General features: G+C 71.6%; 20 protein-coding genes and 1 tRNA gene. 13 read left to right on the plus strand and 8 right to left on the minus strand.

Annotated elements, in window-relative coordinates; translation table 11 throughout:
* The 4 genes from ABZW11_RS35080 to ABZW11_RS35095 all read left to right on the plus strand — a co-directional run.
* The coding region (locus ABZW11_RS35080) for a hypothetical protein (RefSeq protein ID WP_355426840.1) at positions 1-1,028 on the plus strand (1,028 nt) is incomplete at its 5' end.
* A 90-nt stretch (positions 1,029-1,118) separates the two neighbouring features.
* Positions 1,119-2,063, plus strand: a complete 945-nt coding sequence (locus ABZW11_RS35085) for a sugar kinase (RefSeq protein ID WP_355426842.1) — start codon at positions 1,119-1,121, stop codon at positions 2,061-2,063.
* A gap of 34 nt (positions 2,064-2,097) precedes the next feature.
* Positions 2,098-2,472, plus strand: coding sequence for a BlaI/MecI/CopY family transcriptional regulator (locus ABZW11_RS35090; protein ID WP_355426844.1), 375 nt, complete (start codon positions 2,098-2,100; stop codon positions 2,470-2,472).
* Between the two features lie 76 nt (positions 2,473-2,548).
* A complete protein-coding gene (locus ABZW11_RS35095) occupies positions 2,549-4,207 on the plus strand; it encodes a catalase (RefSeq protein WP_355426847.1) in 1,659 nt (552 codons plus the stop codon).
* Positions 4,208-4,255: 48 nt separating this feature from the next.
* Here the strand turns inward: ABZW11_RS35095 and ABZW11_RS35100 are convergent, their stop codons facing one another.
* Positions 4,256-4,837, minus strand: coding sequence for an HD domain-containing protein (locus ABZW11_RS35100; RefSeq protein ID WP_355426850.1), 582 nt, complete (start codon positions 4,835-4,837; stop codon positions 4,256-4,258).
* Positions 4,838-4,888: 51 nt separating this feature from the next.
* On the opposite strand from ABZW11_RS35100, the gene ABZW11_RS35105 reads away from it, so the two are divergent.
* The 3 genes from ABZW11_RS35105 to ABZW11_RS35115 all read left to right on the plus strand — a co-directional run bounded on the left by ABZW11_RS35105 (position 4,889) and on the right by ABZW11_RS35115 (position 6,624).
* The gene (locus tag ABZW11_RS35105; RefSeq protein WP_355426853.1) at positions 4,889-5,746 is read left to right on the plus strand and encodes a DUF4429 domain-containing protein; all 858 of its coding nucleotides are present in this window, start codon (positions 4,889-4,891) and stop codon (positions 5,744-5,746) included.
* A 53-nt stretch (positions 5,747-5,799) separates the two neighbouring features.
* Positions 5,800-6,228 (plus strand): nucleoside deaminase, encoded by a 429-nt coding sequence (locus ABZW11_RS35110; protein WP_355426856.1) that lies wholly within the window; start codon positions 5,800-5,802, stop codon positions 6,226-6,228.
* Between the two features lie 69 nt (positions 6,229-6,297).
* Positions 6,298-6,624: a hypothetical protein gene (locus ABZW11_RS35115; RefSeq protein ID WP_355426859.1), complete on the plus strand. Its 327-nt coding sequence runs from the start codon at positions 6,298-6,300 to the stop codon at positions 6,622-6,624.
* Positions 6,625-6,670: 46 nt separating this feature from the next.
* Here ABZW11_RS35115 and ABZW11_RS35120 read toward each other — a convergent pair.
* The 3 genes from ABZW11_RS35120 to ABZW11_RS35130 form a co-directional block, all read right to left on the minus strand.
* Positions 6,671-6,747: transfer RNA gene (locus ABZW11_RS35120), tRNA-Lys, on the minus strand.
* 57 nt (positions 6,748-6,804) lie between these two features.
* Complete coding sequence (locus ABZW11_RS35125; protein ID WP_355426862.1) at positions 6,805-7,731, minus strand: nucleoside hydrolase; 927 nt, start codon at positions 7,729-7,731, stop codon at positions 6,805-6,807.
* A gap of 252 nt (positions 7,732-7,983) precedes the next feature.
* Complete coding sequence (locus tag ABZW11_RS35130) at positions 7,984-8,376, minus strand: OsmC family protein (RefSeq protein ID WP_355426865.1); 393 nt, start codon at positions 8,374-8,376, stop codon at positions 7,984-7,986.
* Between the two features lie 53 nt (positions 8,377-8,429).
* Here ABZW11_RS35130 and ABZW11_RS35135 point away from each other — a divergent pair, with 53 nt between their 5' ends.
* The gene (locus ABZW11_RS35135) at positions 8,430-9,131 is read left to right on the plus strand and encodes a hypothetical protein (RefSeq protein WP_355426868.1); all 702 of its coding nucleotides are present in this window, start codon (positions 8,430-8,432) and stop codon (positions 9,129-9,131) included.
* Between the two features lie 50 nt (positions 9,132-9,181).
* Positions 9,182-10,039: an FAD:protein FMN transferase gene (locus ABZW11_RS35140; RefSeq protein ID WP_355426871.1), complete on the plus strand. Its 858-nt coding sequence runs from the start codon at positions 9,182-9,184 to the stop codon at positions 10,037-10,039.
* Between the two features lie 18 nt (positions 10,040-10,057).
* Here the strand turns inward: ABZW11_RS35140 and ABZW11_RS35145 are convergent, their stop codons facing one another.
* Positions 10,058-10,333 (minus strand): hypothetical protein, encoded by a 276-nt coding sequence (locus tag ABZW11_RS35145; RefSeq protein WP_355426873.1) that lies wholly within the window; start codon positions 10,331-10,333, stop codon positions 10,058-10,060.
* Positions 10,334-10,476: 143 nt separating this feature from the next.
* Here ABZW11_RS35145 and ABZW11_RS35150 point away from each other — a divergent pair, with 143 nt between their 5' ends.
* Both ABZW11_RS35150 and ABZW11_RS35155 read left to right on the plus strand, forming a co-directional pair.
* Positions 10,477-10,857: a phage holin family protein gene (locus tag ABZW11_RS35150; protein ID WP_355426876.1), complete on the plus strand. Its 381-nt coding sequence runs from the start codon at positions 10,477-10,479 to the stop codon at positions 10,855-10,857.
* 10 nt (positions 10,858-10,867) lie between these two features.
* Positions 10,868-11,845, plus strand: a complete 978-nt coding sequence (locus ABZW11_RS35155; protein WP_355426879.1) for an aromatic amino acid lyase — start codon at positions 10,868-10,870, stop codon at positions 11,843-11,845.
* Between the two features lie 2 nt (positions 11,846-11,847).
* Here ABZW11_RS35155 and ABZW11_RS35160 read toward each other — a convergent pair whose 3' ends face one another.
* Positions 11,848-12,837, minus strand: a complete 990-nt coding sequence (locus ABZW11_RS35160) for a LacI family DNA-binding transcriptional regulator (RefSeq protein ID WP_355426882.1) — start codon at positions 12,835-12,837, stop codon at positions 11,848-11,850.
* A 204-nt stretch (positions 12,838-13,041) separates the two neighbouring features.
* Between ABZW11_RS35160 and ABZW11_RS35165 the strand changes: the two genes are divergently transcribed.
* Positions 13,042-13,902, plus strand: coding sequence for an amidohydrolase (locus tag ABZW11_RS35165; protein WP_355426885.1), 861 nt, complete (start codon positions 13,042-13,044; stop codon positions 13,900-13,902).
* Positions 13,899-14,501: a cysteine dioxygenase family protein gene (locus ABZW11_RS35170; protein ID WP_355426888.1), complete on the plus strand. Its 603-nt coding sequence runs from the start codon at positions 13,899-13,901 to the stop codon at positions 14,499-14,501. The genes ABZW11_RS35165 and ABZW11_RS35170 overlap by 4 nt, the downstream gene beginning before the upstream one ends.
* Here the strand turns inward: ABZW11_RS35170 and ABZW11_RS35175 are convergent.
* On the minus strand, positions 14,490-15,185 hold the full coding sequence (locus ABZW11_RS35175) for a (2Fe-2S)-binding protein (RefSeq protein WP_355426891.1): 696 nt from the start codon (positions 15,183-15,185) through the stop codon (positions 14,490-14,492). The two genes, ABZW11_RS35170 and ABZW11_RS35175, sit on opposite strands and share 12 nt — an antisense overlap.
* Entirely contained in the window at positions 15,179-16,369 is a 1,191-nt protein-coding gene (locus tag ABZW11_RS35180; RefSeq protein ID WP_355426894.1) for an MFS transporter, read from the minus strand. Before ABZW11_RS35180 ends, ABZW11_RS35175 begins: the two co-directional genes overlap by 7 nt.

The following is a 16,369-nucleotide window of genomic DNA, read 5'->3' on the forward strand; positions in this document are numbered from 1 at the left end:
CTCAACGCCGACGACCCGTACGTGCTGGGCATGGCAGGCCGTACCCGGGCGCCGATCCTGCTGTACGGGCGCGCGCCGCAGGCCCAGGTACGGGCGGCGACCCGGGGGCGTCGCCGGCCACCCGCATCGACGCCCGCGCCTTCCTGCTCGCCGCCGCCGACACCGCGCTGCGCGAGCGGCCCACGTCCGGCGCTTACTGGTACGTACGCGAGCGCGCGACCTCCCCCACCGGCTACTGGCCCAAGGAGTTCTGGGACGGGGTGAGCAAGCTCCAGCGCCAGGAGCAGGCCGAGATCGACAGGACCGGCGCCGAGGACGACGAGCTGATCGCGATCAACGAGAAGTACAACAAGAAGCTGGCGGACCTGCGCGAGCGCGTCTACCCCGACGGTCCTCCGTTCAAGGCGTACATCGTGGAGTCCGAGGAGCGGTGGCGGCCGAAGCAGGCGGGCGGCACCCACCGCACCCGGCGTACCGACCGCGAGGTCGTCTTCCCCACGCCGCAGGACGAGGCCGCGTGGCGCAAGGAGGGCTCGCCGAAGCTCCTGCGGGACCGGCCGGAGAACGTCGACGACACCCTGCCCAGGCCGCTGTCGATCGAGAACATGGACATCACCATGCAGAACGTCGGTGACCTGCCCCGGTCGAAGAAGGCGCTGGCCGCCCGCCTGCGGGCGCAGTTCGAGCGGCTGCCCGAAGACGGCAAGGAGTTCGACCTCTACCTGTGGCAGACCACCGTCGACCTGATGACCGCCCCGACCACCCCTGGCACCCGCGCCGCGATCTTCCGCATCCTCGCCGACCAGCCGGGCATCCGCTCGGACGGCGAGGTCAAGGACGCTGCCGGCCGCGAGGGCGTCGGCCTGACGGTGGACAGCGACGACGGGTACGAGTTCCGGCTCGTCGTCGCCGAGGACACGGCGGAGCTGCTGGAGTACTCGGTGGCGGAGAAGGGCGAGGACACCACGAGGGTCACCTTCGAGGAGTTCGGCTGGACCGACAAACTGGGCGAACGCCCCCAGAACTAACCCCTCCGAACCGGGCAGGCGCGTCCCGCTAGGGTGGGGGGCGCGCCGGCGCCGGCGCTGGTTCGAGTAAGGGCTGGGGAGCACGATCCGATGACTGAGCTGGTGACCTTCGGTGAGACCATGGCGCTGTTCGCGGCGCGCCGCACGGGGCCGCTGCGCTTCGCCCGCGACTTCGACCTCGGCCTGGGCGGCGCGGAGTCGAACGTGGCGATCGGCGTCTCCCGGCTCGGTCACGCGGCCACCTGGGTGGGCCGGGTGGGCGCCGACGAGTTCGGCGACCTGATCAGGTTCACGCTCGCCGGCGAGGGCGTCGACGTGCGGGCCATCCCCGACCCCGGCGCGCCCACCGGGCTGATGATCAAGGGCAGGCGCACCGCCGACCTCATCGACGTGCGCTACTACCGCAGGGACAGCGCGGGCTCGCGGCTGCGCGCCGGCGACCTCGACCCCGCCCTCATCAGGTCGGCCAGGATCCTGCACGTCTCCGCGATCACGCCCGCCCTGTCGGCGTCGGCGCGCGACGCCGTGCGCCACGCGATGGCCGTCGCCAGGGACGCCGGGGTGCCGATCTCGCTGGACGTCAACTACCGGCGCGCGCTGTGGAGCCCCGAGGAGGCCGGGGCGTGGCTGCGCGAGGTGATCGGCGAGGTGGACGTGCTGTTCGCCACCGAGGCGGAGGGCCGGCTGATCGCCGACGTCGAGGGCGCCGATGAGCTGGCCGGCGAGCTGGCGGGGCGGGGGCCGAAGCACGTGCTGATCAAGTTCGGCGCCGAGGGGGCCATGGAGCTGTCCGGCGGGGCGGTGCTGCGGGCGGAGCCGTACCAGGTGACCGAGGTCGACTCGGTCGGCGCGGGCGACGCGTTCGCGGCGGGCTGGCTGGCCGACTGGCTCGCGGGGGCCAAGCCGGCCGACCGGCTGGCCACGGCGTGCGCGGCGGGGGCGTTCGCGGTCACCTCGCAGGGCGACTGGGAGAGCCTGCCCCGGCGCTCCGACCTCGACCTGCTCCGCAAGCCGGCGGACGGCGTCAACCGCTGAGGTTCATACGTGACCAAGCCTTAACATGTGGGGCATGAGACGCCCCCTGGGAGACCTCGAGTCCACGATCATGGACAGGATGTGGGCCTACCGCAGGCCCGCCTCCGTCCGCGACGTGCTCGAAGACCTCCGCAAGGAGCGCGAGATCGCCTACACCACGGTCATGACCGTGATGGACAAGCTGCACACCAAGGGCCTGCTGCGGCGCGAGCCGGTCGGGCGGGCCTATGTGTACGAGCCCATCGCCACCAAAGAGGCCTACACCGCCGAGCTGATGCGCCACGCGCTGGCGGCCAGCGGCAACCAGGCCGCCACGCTGGTCCACTTCCTCGAACGGCTCACTCCCGAGGAGGCGACCGCGCTGGAGACGGCGCTCCAGGTCGTGCCGCCCGGCAGCCGCCGCGCCTAGCCGTTCCTCCCCCTGTTTTCGTCCCTGCCTCGCGGGCAGGCGGACAGGACTACGCAACGGGGAAGGAAACGGCACGATGACCGACGTTTCGGGCCAAGGCTCGCAGCCGGAAGACCAGCGCCCTGTCCTCACCAACCGGCAGGGGCACCCGGTCTACGACAACCAGAACCAGCGGACGGTCGGCCCGCGCGGCCCGGCGACGCTGGAGAACTACCAGTTCCTGGAGAAGATCAGCCACTTCGACCGCGAACGCATCCCCGAGCGCGTCGTGCACGCGAGGGGCACGCTCAGCTACGGCTACTTCGAGGCGTACGGCAAGCTCGGCGACGAGCCGATCGCGCGCTACACCAGGGCCAAGCTCTTCCAGGAGGAGGGCAAGCGCACCGACGTGGCCGTGCGCTTCTCCACGGTGATCGGCGGCCGCGACTCCGCCGAGACGGCCCGCGACCCGCGCGGCTTCGCCGTCAAGTTCTACACCGAGGACGGCAACTGGGACCTCGTGGGCAACAACCTGGCCGTCTTCTTCATCAGGGACGCCATCAAGTTCCCCGACGTGATCCACGCGCTCAAGCCGGATCCCGTGACGTTCCGCCAGGACCCGAACCGGATCTTCGACTTCATGTCGCAGACGCCGGAAAGCCTGCACATGCTGGTCAACCTGTTCAGCCCGCGCGGCATCCCGGCCGACTACCGGCACATGCAGGGCTTCGGGGTGAACACCTACAAGTGGGTCAACGCGCAGGGCGAGTCGCGGCTGGTCAAGTACCACTGGATGCCCAAGCAGGGCGTACGCAGCATGACCGAGGCCGACGCCGCCGCAGTCCAGGCGCACGACCTCGGCCACGCCACCAAGGACCTGCACGACGCGATCGAGCGCGGCGAGTTCCCCGAGTGGGAGCTGCTCGTGCAGATCATGACCGACGACGAGCATTCCGAGCTGGACTTCGACCCGCTCGACGACACGAAGGTCTGGCCGGAGAACGAGTTCCCCGCGCTGCCGGTCGGCCGCATGGTGCTGAACCGCAACGTGGAGAACCAGTTCGCCGAGAACGAGCAGTCCGCGTTCGGCACCGGCGTGCTGGTGGACGGCCTCGACTTCTCCGACGACAAGATGCTCATCGGCCGGACGTTCTCCTACAGCGACACCCAGCGCTACCGGGTCGGGCCGAACTACCTGCAGCTCCCGGTCAACCAGACCAGGGCCGAGTGCCGGACCAACCAGCGCGACGGCCAGATGACGTACTTCGTGGACACCGGCGGCGAGGACCCGCACATCAACTACGAGCCGTCACTGCGCGACGGGCTGCGCGAGGCGCACTATCCGCACGCCGACGAGGTGGGCCCGGTCATCTCCGGCCGGCTGACCCGCAAGCGGATCCCGCGCACGAACGACTACACGCAGGCCGGGCAGCGGTATCTGCTCATGGAGGAGTGGGAGCGCGACGACCTCGTCCGCAACTTCGTCACCAACCTCAAGCAGTGCGACCGCGCCATCCAGGAGCGCATGGTCTGGCACTTCCTGCTCGCCGAGGACGACCTCGGCCTGCGCGTCGGCGAGGGCCTCGGCATCACGCCGGACGACGTGGCCCACCTGGAGCCGCTGCAGAGCCAGGACCTCACCGACGAGGACCGCAACCGGCTCGCCAAGCTGGGCAGGAACGGCCCTCGCGACGTCGAGAACCTGAAGATGACCCACTGCGTGCCCAACGAGCGGGCGGTGCACGCGGAGTCGTAGCTCACCGGTGCGAGCGGGCCCTCGACGCGGGGGCCCGCTTCCCGCGGGTCAGGCCGGCCAGCGCTCCACCCGCCGCCACCGCCCGCGCCAGTCGCCGAACCACTGCGCGAACCACGGATGCGCCCCCGCCAGCGGCATGACGTACGCCACCGTCTCCAGGTAGTAGCGCCGCTGGAAGCGCCACGGCATCCGCTGCAACTCCTGCACGTTGCTCACCCGGTCGGCCAGCTTGACCAGCACCGCCTTGGGCGGCGCCTTCACCAGCGAGGCGAGATGGTCCGCCTTCGCGCCGCCCGGCGGCTTCGTCACCCACCGCACCAGCGCTCCCACCTCGGGCCCGAACCTGCGCGCCACCTCCGCCTCGGTGCAGGCCGTGTCCTCCAGGACGTCGTGCAGCACGATCGACACCAGCACGTCCCTGTCGCTCAGCCCCGCGCCGCGCACCGCCACCTCCAGCGCCTCCAGCAGATGCTCGAGGTACGGCCGTCCCGTGGGCCGCTGCTGCACCCCGTGCCGGCGCCGGGCGAAGGCGACCGCGTCACGCAGGGCGTCCACGGTGCGCTCCGGGAGCGCCGCGGCCAGCGGGCCCTCCGCGTGCGCCCAGGACGGCCAGCTCGTGAAGATCTCCATCCCGCTCCTTCGTCTGTGATCGTCGCCGCGAGCGTGTCCTAGGCTGAGAATATGGCCGAGATCGCGGTGCCCGACGGGCAGTGGACGTTCAATGGGGAATTACTGCGGATCGTCCCCGGCAGCGACAAACGCGTCGACGAGCTGCGCAGGACGCTCGGGGAGATCGAGGTGCCGCTGGAGGCCATCGCGGGAGCGGCGTTCGAGCCCGGGCGCAAGGGCGGCCACCTCCGGCTGCGGCTGCGCAAGGGGGCCGACGCGCTGTCCGACGTGGTGGCGGGGGCGCTGGCGGCGCCGGCCGATCCGTACCGGCTGGCCGTGCCCAAGGCGCGGGCCGGCGCGGCCGAATACTTCGCCGACGAGGTCCGCGACACCCTGCGGGTCTTCGAGACGCCCAGCGGCCCCTGCGACGCCTACCTCCTGCGCGTCCCCGACGTCCCCATCACCGCCACGGCCGGCGATGGCCAGGTGTTCTTCGACGGCGAGCGCATCCGCCTCGAGTGGACCGGCTGGGCCAGCAGCGACAAAGAGAAGATGGGCACCCAGGAGTTCCCGCTGACCGACGTGGCGGGCGTGGAGTGGAAGCCGCAGTCCGGCATGGGCTACGGCACGCTGCGCTTCCGGGTCAAGGGCGGCGGGCCGTCCCTGCCGCCGCAGAAGGACCCGCGCTGCGTGGCGTGGAGCGTGCAGCGCTTCGGCGGCACCACCGCGCTGGTGGCCGCGGCCGTCCTGGCCCGCCTGCCCCGCGAGCCGCCCGAGCTGCCGCCCGCGCCGGCCCCCGACGACGACGTCCACGACGCGGTGCTGCGCCGCCTGGCCGAGCTGGGCCGGCTCCACCAGTCGGGCGTGCTGACGGACGACGAGTTCGCCGCCGCCAAGCAGGCCATGATCCGCCGCCTCCAGGAGTCGTAGCGAGGGCATGAGAGGCTGCTGTGACCTGAACACCGACGGAGGAGCTGGTCATAGTGACACCTGACGAGGAGCGCCTGCTGCGCCGCGCGATCGAGCTGGCCGCCGAGGCACGGGAGGGCGGCAACCCGCCGTTCGGCTCGCTGCTGGCCGCCGCCGACGGCACGATTCTGGCCGAAGAGCGCAACAGCTCGCTCACCGACCGCGACATCACCGCCCACCCCGAGCTGAAGCTGGCCCGCTGGGCCGCCCGCGAGCTCGACCCCGGGACGGCGGCGGCCACGACGATGTTCACCAGCTGCCAGCCCTGCGGCATGTGCGCCGGCACCATCGCCCGCTCGGGCCTCGGCCGGGTGGTCTACGCCCTGTCGGGCGAGCAGCTCGACGGTCTCAAGCCCCCGGGCACCGCCTTCACCGACCCGCCTTCCTCCGGTCCCGCCCTGTACGACGAGGCCCGCACCCCTGTCGAGGGCTATTACCACTAGGCAGGCCGCGACCCCTCGCTTACGATCGACTACGGAAGGTAACGTTCGATCGTTCGTCCAGGAGGGGCAATGTCCAAAAGGATGTGGATGGCGGCGGCCGGCGCGCTCGCACTGCTGACGACGGGACTCACCGCGTCACCGGCCGCCGCGGCCACCCACCTCAACTGCCGCACCTTCGTCCACGAGAACGACCGCGACCTCGGCATCGCCTCCTGCTCCAACCCGACGGGCCGCACCTGGATCTTCCGCGCCGTGGTGGTCTGCGGCCGCGCCCCCGACGTGGTCGGCGAATGGGTCCGCCTCACCCCCGGCGCATCGGGCCAGTCACAGGGCTACTGCGGCGGCATCTTCACCAGCGGCGTCGGCGCAGTGGGCGTCGACGAACGCCCGGCCTGACGATCAGCGAAAACCCCAGCTCAGCGTGCTGAGCTGGGGTTTTCTTTGGTGCGCCGCCAGGGACTCGAACCCCGGACCCGCTGATTAAGAGTCAGCTGCTCTGACCAACTGAGCTAGCGGCGCAACAGGGATAACTGTATCAGCCGCCAGACAGTGCCCGCGCCGCCCGGGCGCTCATCCCTACGTCAGGCGGGCCGAGAGCTTCTCGTACGTCCCCAGCACCAGGTCCCAGAACGCCGGGACGTCCATCGCCGTGGCCACCAGGGCGTTCGCCTGGCTTGCGTCGATACGGAAGTCGGTGACCGTCATGCCCCTCGTGTACTCCCCTGCCGTCTCCACCTTCACCACGGCGGGCACGCAGGTGAACAGGCTCGGGCGCAGCACGTACGCCACCGCGACGGCGTCGTGGATCGCCGGGCCGCCCTCGGCCGAGACCACCCCGTAGTACTGGGCGGCCGGCACCAGCAGGTCCGACAGCCGGCCGAGCGGGCGCATGCGGTCGAGCACCTGCGAGGTCACGGCGGCGGTCAGCGTGACGTCCAGGCCGAACATCTTGACCGTCCACCCGGCCTCGAACACGATCGCGGCGGCCTCGGGGTCGGCCAGCATGTTGAACTCGGCGGCCGGATTGTAGTTGCCGCGCGTGTACGAGCCGCCCATGATGACGAAGTCGCGGGCCCACTCGACGATGCGCGGCTCGCGGCGTACGGCGAGGGCGATGTTCGTCAGCGGCCCCACCGCGACCAGCGTGATCTCGCCGGGCGCGGCCCGCAGCGTCTCCACGATGAAGTCGACCGCGTGCCCCTCCGACGGCCCCCGCGAGGGGGCGGGCAGCACCACGTCGCCGAGCCCGGTAGGCCCGTGCACGTCGGTGGCCCTGACCGTGCGCCGCAGCAGGGCGCCCGCGCTGCCGGGCGTCACCGGCACGTCGCCGAGCCGCAGGAACTCGCGCAGGGTGAGGGCGTTGGCGGTGGTGAACTCCAGGTCGACGTTCCCGCCGACGGTCGTGATGCCCACCAGGTCGATGTCGTCCGCCGAGCCGGCGGCCAGCGCGAGGGCGAGGGCGTCGTCTATGCCCGGATCGCAGTCAATGAGAACTTTCTTCACTCATCGGAGCTTACGCATGGATCGGGCCGGGCAGTTCCCCCAAATCTGCCCGGCCCGATCGGTGGCGGTCCAGGCCGGCGCTTTCCCCCAAAAACGCCGGCGGTCCCGCACTTTGCGAACCGCGGTCCCCCTCCGCGCTCGCATCGGTGAAGGTCCTCGTGGTCAGTCGCCAGTGCTCCTGACCTGCTCCTACGCTACCGAGACGAATGCAACGGTCGCGTCATAACGGGGTCGAATATCTGTTTAATCCACCTACGGAAGCTCCAACCGAACTTCAGTGCCGTCCTGCAGTGATCTGCTCACCGTGCAGTACTTCTCGTGCACCCGGTGAGCGACCGCCTCGAACACCTCGCCGGCCTCCTCCGACGGGAGCTCGACGTCGTAGGTGACCGTCACCGGCCCCAGCTTGTTGGGCTCGACCTTCTCCGACTCGACGGTCATCGCCAGGCGTACCAGCCGGTGACCGCGCTTGGCGGTGAGCGGCTCGACGGTCACGATGTTGCACCCGCCCACCGCCGCCAGCAGCAGCTCGACCGGAGTGAACACGCCCTCCTGGTCTCCGCCGCCTATCGACACCTCGGCGCCGCGGGCGTTGGTCGCCCGGAATCCGCCCTCTTCAGTCCGCTCCACGCGCACGTTAGCCATGTTTCTAGACCCTACTCAGAATGCTTTCATGTTCGATCCGCAAGGTTGATGACATGGCTAGCGAGGCGAATGCTCATCAGGGGCCGATCCTCTTCTGGAGCGGCGTCGCGGTCGCCGAGTTCGGGGCGATCCATCCGGGTTCCGGCCATCCGTTGGCTCCTTCTGCCTACGCCGCCGCGGCGCTGCTCGTCGCGGTCGGCTTCCTCACCGTCGTGGCCACCGGCCGCCTCCGCACCGAGGAGGCCAGGCAGCGCCTGCGGCTCGGCGGCTATCTCGCGGGCGCGCTGCTGGTGGCCCACCCGTTCAGCGTCACCACCCAGGCCACGGGCTTCACCCGGGTGGCCTCACTCCTGCTGTACGCGGCCGCCGCCGTGATGGCCCTGCGGAGCCACCGCGTCCCCGGCCGCACGCGGCCGATCCTGCTGATCGCGACCGGTCTCGACCCGCGCGCGCTGGCAGAGCGCCTGGCCCGCGAGCCGGACACGGTCGCGGTCTACCGGACCGAGCGGGTCACCGACGAGCTGCGCGACCTGCAGTGCCGCTACGGCGTCATCCTCGTGGTGGGCGCCGAGCACGATCCGCGCGTCAAGGAGCGGGTGAGCGCGTCCGGGCTCGGGCGCGAGGTCCCCGACATCGCCCAGCGCGAGGTGGTGGTGGCCGGTCCGCGCCGCTTCCAGCGGTACGTCGGGGGCGCGCTGTCGCGCCTGGCGGTGCCCAGGTCACAGGTCCATTTCAGGTCCGAGCTCGAGGCTTAGGCTGAGCATACGAGCGATCTGACAACGTGGACGACGGACAAGGAGGCAAGATGACGACTTCCAAGGTCACCGGGTCCGTGACGACTTCGCAAGTCACCGAGTCTGACCCGACTTCCCATATCGCAGAAGCCCCGACGGCGTTCCCCGGCAGCAGCCGGGTCGAGACGGTCATGGGCCGGCCGGTCACCATCGACATCCGCACCCCCCTTCCCGCCCGCGAGCTGACCCCGCTGCTGGACGACGCGTTCGCCTGGCTGCGCTGGGTCGAGGACACCTTCAGCCCCGACAAGGAGGACAGCCAGATCAGCCGCCTCAACAGGGGCGGCACCATCGAGCAGGTCCCCGAGCTGGTCGAGGTGCTGCACCGCTGCGACGAGCTGAGCGAGGCCACCGGCGGCTGGTTCGACGCCCGCATCAACGGCGTCACCGACCCCTCTGGCTACGTCAAGGGCTGGGCGCTGGAGCGCCTGTCGCGCGCGCTGGTGCAGGCGGGCGCGGGCGACCACCGCATCACGGCGGGCAACGACGTGCGGGTGCGCGGCTCGGCCGTTCCGGGCAGGCGCTGGCGGGTGCCGGTGCGCGACCCGCGTACGGGTGAGGTCCGCAGGACGGTGCCGGCCCACGATCTCGGCATCGCCACCTCGGGCGGGTCCCGCGTGCTCGACCCGCACACCGGCGAGGTGCGCGACGCGCTGGGCGCGGTCACGGTCATCGGCCCCGACCTGGGGCTCGCCGACGCGTACGCCACCGCCATGTACGCCATGGGCCCCGTGCGGGCCCGCCGCTACGCGACCGAGCTGGCCGGGAAGGGACCGTACGAGACGCTGATCGTGCTGCACGACGGCCAGGAGCTCACCACGCCCGGCTTCACGACGTACGGCGGCCCCGGGGAACGCCTCGCGGGCTGAGCCGCACCTCCCACGCGTTCAGGCGTCAGGATGTTTGCGCAGGTAGTCGAGGTAGACCGGGCGCAGCGCTTCGCCCAGTTTGCCCTCGCCCGCCGCGAGGGCGTCGCTGAGCAGCGCGGAGACCTTGCTGAGGTCGTTGGCGGACTCCGTCGAGTGTCCGCTGGCGGCCTCGGCGGCCGGGATCACTTTGAGCAACTCCCATAGGAACCCCAGGTCCCCGTGGCGTACGGCGTAGCGCACCGCCCGATCGTGCAATTCGGCGGCCGGCAACGACTCGAGCCCGTTCGTGTCCATGTCGGTTCCTCCCCTGCACGCCTCTTCCCCGCGTCGTCCGGCGATAACCGGCGACCATCCGGCGACTACGGAAAGTGATCGGCGGGCATCGTTCTGACGCCGCCCCTATCGAGCACCGATCTCAAGTGGGAGGATCAACCAGCGTGAGATTCATCATCAGAACGCTCGCAGCGGCAGTGGCGCTGTGGGTGGCCATCCAGTTCCTCGACGGCATCTCCGTCGACGCCCCCACGAACTCGGCCCGATACTGGGGCGTCCTGCTCCTGGTGGCGTTGATCTTCGGTGTCGTCAACGCCATCGTCAAACCGATCGTGAAGGCGCTCGGCTGCGCGATCATCGTCCTGACACTAGGCCTGTTCCTGCTGGTCATCAACGCGGCGATGCTGCTGCTGACGAGCTGGATCGCGGGCGAGCTCGGCATCCCCTTCCACGTCGACAACTTCTACCCGGCCGCCTTCTGGGGAGCGATCATCGTCAGCGTGGTGAGCTGGGTGCTCAGCGCGTTCATCCCCGACGGAGACTGACCCCCCGTTCATGGAGCTCGACGGTGCCGGCCTGACATGCGCGCGGGTGCACGAGGCCGCCTACGGAGGAGCCCGGGTCGCGATCGCCTCCCTCGATCGGGCCCGGGCCGCGTGGGCCACCGCCCAGGAGCTGACCGGGCCGGTGTACGGCAGGAGCACGGGCGTGGGCGCGAACCGGGACGTCCTGCTGGAGGGCGGCGGCCTCGACCTGCTGCGCAGCCACGCGTGCGGCGCGGGTCCGCGCGTCGATCCGGGCCGGGCCAGGGCGATGCTGGTGGTGCGGCTCAACCAGCTGCTCGCGGGCGGCTCGGGCGTGGGCCCGGGGGTGTGCGAGGCGCTGGCGTACGCGGTCAACCACGGCTTCACGCCGCCGCTGCGCACGTACGGGGCGATCGGCACCGGTGATCTGACCGCGCTGTCCACGGCGGCGCTCTGCCTGCTCGGCGAACTCCCCTGGGACAGCGCCGAGCCGATGGAAACGGAACCGCCGCACTACCCGCTCGCCTCCAGCGACGCGCTGCCGTTCATCAGCTCGGGCGCGGCCACGCCGGCCGACGCCGCCATCGCGGTGCACCGCCTGGGCACGCTCATGGAGGCCGCGATCGGGGTGGCCGCCATGTCGTTCGCCGCCGTGGACGCCTCGGCCGAGCCGCTGGCCGCCCTCGTGCAGGAGGCGCGCCCGCATCCCGGCCAGGCGGCGGTCGCCGCGGCGCTGCGCGGGCTGGTGTCGCACGAGCCGAGCACCCGCGTCCAGGACCCGTACGGTTTCCGCGCCTTCGCCCAGGTGCACGGCGCCGCCGTGGACGCGCTCGGCAGGGCGGTCACCGCGATCGAGACGGACCTCAACGCCGCCGCCGAGAACCCGCTCTTCGCCGGCTCACTCGCCTGGCACAACGGCAACTTCCACTCCGCGCCCGACGCCCCCGCTCCCGACCGGCCGCTCACCGCGGACCTGGAGGAGTCGCGCCGGGCCCTGACAGGAGCCTGAACTCAGGAGCGCTGAGCCACCGAGCCGCGCTCGCGCAGCGTCGGCTTCTGGACGACCCGACGCCGGCGCGCGCCGCCGTCGGCCGCCGCCGAGATGAGCCGCACGGCGGCCCTGACGATGCCGTCGATGTCCCAGTCGACGGTGGTGAGCCCCGGGCTGAGCAGGCCCGACATCGGATGGTCGTCGTAGCCCATGACGGACACGTCGCCGGGGATCGACAGCCTGAGGTCGGCCGCCGCCGCGTAGACGCCGTAGGCGATGGAGTCGCTGAAGCAGAAGACGGCGCTCGGCTGCTCGCCCGACAGCACGCGGTGGGCGGTCGCGGTGGCGCCTGCCAGGTCGTGGGGCGCGGTGGTGAGCTCGATGTCGAGCCCGAGCCGCTCGGCCTCGGCCGTGACGTGGACGTCGGCGGGCCGGTCTGGCGTGCTGGGCCGGGTGGGCGTGAGCACGGCGATGCGGCGGTGGCCGAGGGCGCGCAGGTGTTCAAGGGCGAGCGTGACGCCGCGCCGGTTGTCGAAGACGACCTCGCCCGCCGTGCCGGCGATGGAGTCGCCGATGGCCACCACCGGCACCGACTCGCACAGCTCGGCCCAGAACGCGGCGGCGGGATCGACGGGCTGCACGATCATGCCGTCGACACGCTGGTCGCGCAGCTGCCGGCCGAGGGCGCGCTCGCGGGCGGGGTCGCCGACCGCGTCGAGGATCAGGGCGTAGCGGTCTTTCTCCAGCAGGCCCCTGCTGATGCCCACGGCCAGCGACTGCTGCCACAGGTCCTCCAGCGAGCCGCAGAGCAGGCCGATCATGCCGGTGCGTCCGCTGGCCAGGGCTCTGGCGATGGGGTCGGCCTCGTAGCCGAGCTCGGCGGCGGCGGCGCGGACCCGCTCCATGGTCTCCTCAGAGACCTGGAGGCCGCGCAGCGCGTAGGAGACGGCCGCCGGCGACAGACCCGTGGCCTGTGCCACCTCACGGATCGTGGCTCTCTTCCGAGGCATTGGGCCAGCCTATTGCGTGTCACCGACAGAAGCCGTTCTCCCGCCGGCGCTTGTCCGGTTCTGTGGCGGGGCCACCCATTGACAGCCCTCTAGTGAAGCGGTTCACTGAACCGTATCACTGAAACGGTTCACTCCTGCGGTGGCGCAGGCTGGACGGTTTACATGTATTGTGAGTAGGAAATAGCGGAAGGAGGCCCGCGGACGATGAGCATCGACGTGCACCAGCACCTGTGGACACCGGCGTTCATCGACGCGCTGCGCGCCCGTACGAGCCCGCCGTACCTCGACGGCTGGACGCTGATCCTCGACGGCGAGCCGCCGTACGAGGTGAACCCGGCCGATCACGAGCGGCGCGACACGACCGGCCTGGAGCTGGCCCTGGTGTCGCTGTCGAGCCCGCTCGGCATCGAGTTCCTGCCGCCTGATGACGCCTGGCCGCTGATCGACGCCTACCACGACGGCGCGCTCGCGGTGGGCGAGCCGTTCGGCGCGTGGGCGGCCACCTGCCACAGCGAGCTCGACCCCGACCGCCTGGCCAAGGATCTCGACCGCGGCTTCGCCGGCTTGCAGATCCCGGCCACCGCCGTCCCCGACGACCGGCTGCTTGAGGTGCTGACCGCCAGGGACCTGCCGCTGTTCGTGCACCCCGGCCCGGCCGCGCCGGCCCCCGGCACGCCGCCGTGGTGGCCCGCGCTGGTGCCGTACGTCCAGCAGATGCACGCGGCGTGGCACTACTTCCACGCAGTGGTCCGGCCCAGGCATCCGCGGCTGCGGGTCTGCTTCGCGCTGCTCGCCGGTCTCGCCCCGCTGCACTCCGAGCGCCTGATCGCCAGGGGCGGCGGCGGGCGCGGCCAGGTCGACCGCGACTTCTTCGTGGAGACCTCCTCCTACGGCCCGCGCGCGATCGACGCGATCGTCCGCGAGCTCGGCATCGACGTCGTGGTCAACGGATCCGACGCCCCCTACGCCACCGCACCCGACCCCGGGCTCGGCGCGGCCGCCGGTCACGCCGTCCGGGTCGTCAACCCCCGTCGTCTGCTGAACAGGAAGGAGACTCGTACGTGAGCACTGACCAGATCCAGGACGGGGGCACCTGTGCCGGCCTCCCCGAGCGCACTCTCGACCGGCGTGAGTTGCGCGGCCTGGTGAACGAGCTGGCCGCCCATCCGGAGGAGTGGCGCGACCAGGTGGACTTCCCCGCCGACGGCGGGCGCCACTACGCCTCCCTCTACCGCGACGCCTACGTGGACGTCTGGCTGCTGTGCTGGCGTCCCGAGGACGACACGGGCTGGCACGACCACGACACCTCCTCAGGGGCGGTGCACGTGGTGCAGGGCGCGCTGCTCGAATGCAACCCGCGCATCGGCGGCGAGCACCTGGAGACGGTGGTGACGGAGGGTCAGTCGTTCTCGTTCGGTCCCGACCACATCCACCGGCTGACCGGCGCGGTGGACCAGAGCGTGTCCATCCACGCGTACTCGCCGCCGCTGTGGCGGCTCGGCCAGTACTCCATCGACGGCACGGGCGTCATGCGCCGCGTCTCGGTCAGCTACGCCGACGAGCTGCGTCCCATAGACGAGCCCATCGACATGCCTGTCGGCGGGCCCATCGACGGGCCCATCGACGGGCCCGCCGCCGCGCAGCCGGTGGGGTCAGTCGCCTGAGTCCGCCCCTGTCTTCGGCGGGGTCTCATGTCGGGTCTTCGGCAGGAGCACGCAGCAGCTTCCGCAGGGCTCCACGTCGGGCAGGGTGATCCACAGACAGCAGGTCCTGCGGAAGTAGCCGTCGCCGGCGGGCTCGATGAGCCCGTCGAGCGGCGGCCCGATGCGGCGCAGCAGCTCCATGTAGTCGCCCGGCACGATCGAGGTCAGCGGGTGGGCGAACGCCTCGGCCGTGGAGCCCCACAGCGTGCGCTCCCCCACCTTGGCCAGCGCGCCGATCGCCGCGACCAGCGGGCGCTGCGACTCCTCCAGCGCCTCCCGGATGGCGCCCTCGCCGCTCTCCCATCGCACGCTGGTGGCGGCCAGCGTCACCCCGGCGTCCGACGCCTTGACGTACGTCTCCCCGAACGGCATGACGGGCACCCGCCCGTCGAGCGCCCACCCGAGCGCCATGGGCAGCGCGTGCCAGTAGCCGTAGGTCTTCCAGAACAGCGCCGCGCCGACGTGGCGCGGGGCGTTCCAGCGCGCGGCGGTCTCGTCCACCAGCCGCGCCAGCAGCGTGTACGGCTCGCGCACCAGCTCGGTGACCGGGGTCCACGACTCGTCGGGCTCGATGACGAGCTCGGGCACCACCCCGAGCACCCCGCCGCGCTCGTCCGCCAGCCGGCGAAGGACGTCGGTCAGCACGCGGGGCCCTGCTTGTGACTCATCGTCTCCAACGTAGCAGGGCGGCCGGCCAGCCAACCGGCCACGAGCTGCACCACCAGCACGCCGAGGCCGACGGTCAGCGGCACTGTCCAGCCGCCCGACACCTCACGCAGGAAGCCGAACACCAGCGGGCCCAGCGCCGCGACCACGTAGCCGACGGACTGGGCGACGGCCGACAGCGCGGTCACCGCCGCCGGGTCGGCGGGGCGCAGCGCGATGATCAGCAGGGCCAGCGCGAACGCGGCGCCCTGGCCGACGCCCAGCACGATCATCCACGCCCACGGCAGCGTCGTGGGGGCCAGCAGCACGCCCAGGTAGCCGAGCACGGTCAGCAGGCACGCGCCCACCACGTACGGGACCTGCGAGGCGCGCCGGCCCGCCAGCACGGGCACCGCGAGCGAGGTGCCGACCTGCACCAGGTTCGTCAGGCTGAGCAGGTAGCCGGCCTGGTCGGCGGGCAGTCCGGCCTCCAGGAAGATCGTGGGCAACCAGGCCAGCATCACGTAGAAGGTGAGGGACTGCAGGCCCATGAGGGCGGTGACGTACCAGGTGACGCGGCTGCGCAGGACGGCGCCGAAGGGGCGGGGGCCGTTGGCTGCCGCCTCCGGTCCGCGCAGCGCCTGCGGCAGCCAGAGCAGCGCCGCCAGCAGCGCGGGCACGGCCAGCAGCGCCGTGACGCCGCGCCAGGAGAACCCGGTGCCGTGCTCGATCGGGATCACCAGCGCGGAGGAGAGCGCGGCGCCGGCGACCACGCAGGAGACGTAGACGCCGGTCATGAGGTTGACCCGGTCGGGGAAGTGCTGCTTGACGACGCCGGGCATGGAGACGTTCATGACGGCGATGGCGGTGGCGGCCAGGGCGGAGCCGAGGTAGAGCAGCGGGGCGCCGTCGAGGCCGCGTACGGCGACGCCCGCCGCGATGACGAGCAGGCCGGCGAGCAGCGTGCGGTCGAGGCCGACGCGGCGCGCCAGCAGCGGCGTGACCGGCCCGAACACGCCCAGGCAGACCACCATGACCGTGGTGATGGCGCCGCCGCCCGCCGGGCTGAGACCCACGTCCCCCATGATCTCGTCGAGCAGCGGGGAGACGCCCGCGATGGCCGGGCGCAGGTTGAGCGCGGCCAGGGCGACACCGGCCACGAGCAAGGCGGATCTCAGCGACAT

The organism is Nonomuraea sp. NPDC004580 (assembly GCF_040609855.1).
GTDB classification, from domain to species: Bacteria; Actinomycetota; Actinomycetes; order Streptosporangiales; family Streptosporangiaceae; genus Nonomuraea; species Nonomuraea salmonea.

Coding starts and splice junctions, on each gene's coding strand:
- ABZW11_RS35085 (WP_355426842.1), top strand. CDS start 1,119: ATGACTGAGCTGGTGACCTTCGGTGAGACCATGGCGCTGTTCGCGGCG.
- ABZW11_RS35090 (WP_355426844.1), top strand. CDS start 2,098: ATGAGACGCCCCCTGGGAGACCTCGAGTCCACGATCATGGACAGGATG.
- ABZW11_RS35095 (WP_355426847.1), top strand. CDS start 2,549: ATGACCGACGTTTCGGGCCAAGGCTCGCAGCCGGAAGACCAGCGCCCT.
- ABZW11_RS35100 (WP_355426850.1), bottom strand. CDS start 4,837: ATGGAGATCTTCACGAGCTGGCCGTCCTGGGCGCACGCGGAGGGCCCG.
- ABZW11_RS35105 (WP_355426853.1), top strand. CDS start 4,889: ATGGCCGAGATCGCGGTGCCCGACGGGCAGTGGACGTTCAATGGGGAA.
- ABZW11_RS35115 (WP_355426859.1), top strand. CDS start 6,298: ATGTCCAAAAGGATGTGGATGGCGGCGGCCGGCGCGCTCGCACTGCTG.
- ABZW11_RS35130 (WP_355426865.1), bottom strand. CDS start 8,376: ATGGCTAACGTGCGCGTGGAGCGGACTGAAGAGGGCGGATTCCGGGCG.
- ABZW11_RS35135 (WP_355426868.1), top strand. CDS start 8,430: ATGGCTAGCGAGGCGAATGCTCATCAGGGGCCGATCCTCTTCTGGAGC.
- ABZW11_RS35140 (WP_355426871.1), top strand. CDS start 9,182: ATGACGACTTCCAAGGTCACCGGGTCCGTGACGACTTCGCAAGTCACC.
- ABZW11_RS35145 (WP_355426873.1), bottom strand. CDS start 10,333: ATGGACACGAACGGGCTCGAGTCGTTGCCGGCCGCCGAATTGCACGAT.
- ABZW11_RS35155 (WP_355426879.1), top strand. CDS start 10,868: ATGGAGCTCGACGGTGCCGGCCTGACATGCGCGCGGGTGCACGAGGCC.
- ABZW11_RS35160 (WP_355426882.1), bottom strand. CDS start 12,837: ATGCCTCGGAAGAGAGCCACGATCCGTGAGGTGGCACAGGCCACGGGT.
- ABZW11_RS35165 (WP_355426885.1), top strand. CDS start 13,042: ATGAGCATCGACGTGCACCAGCACCTGTGGACACCGGCGTTCATCGAC.
- ABZW11_RS35180 (WP_355426894.1), bottom strand. CDS start 16,369: ATGTCGCTGAGATCCGCCTTGCTCGTGGCCGGTGTCGCCCTGGCCGCG.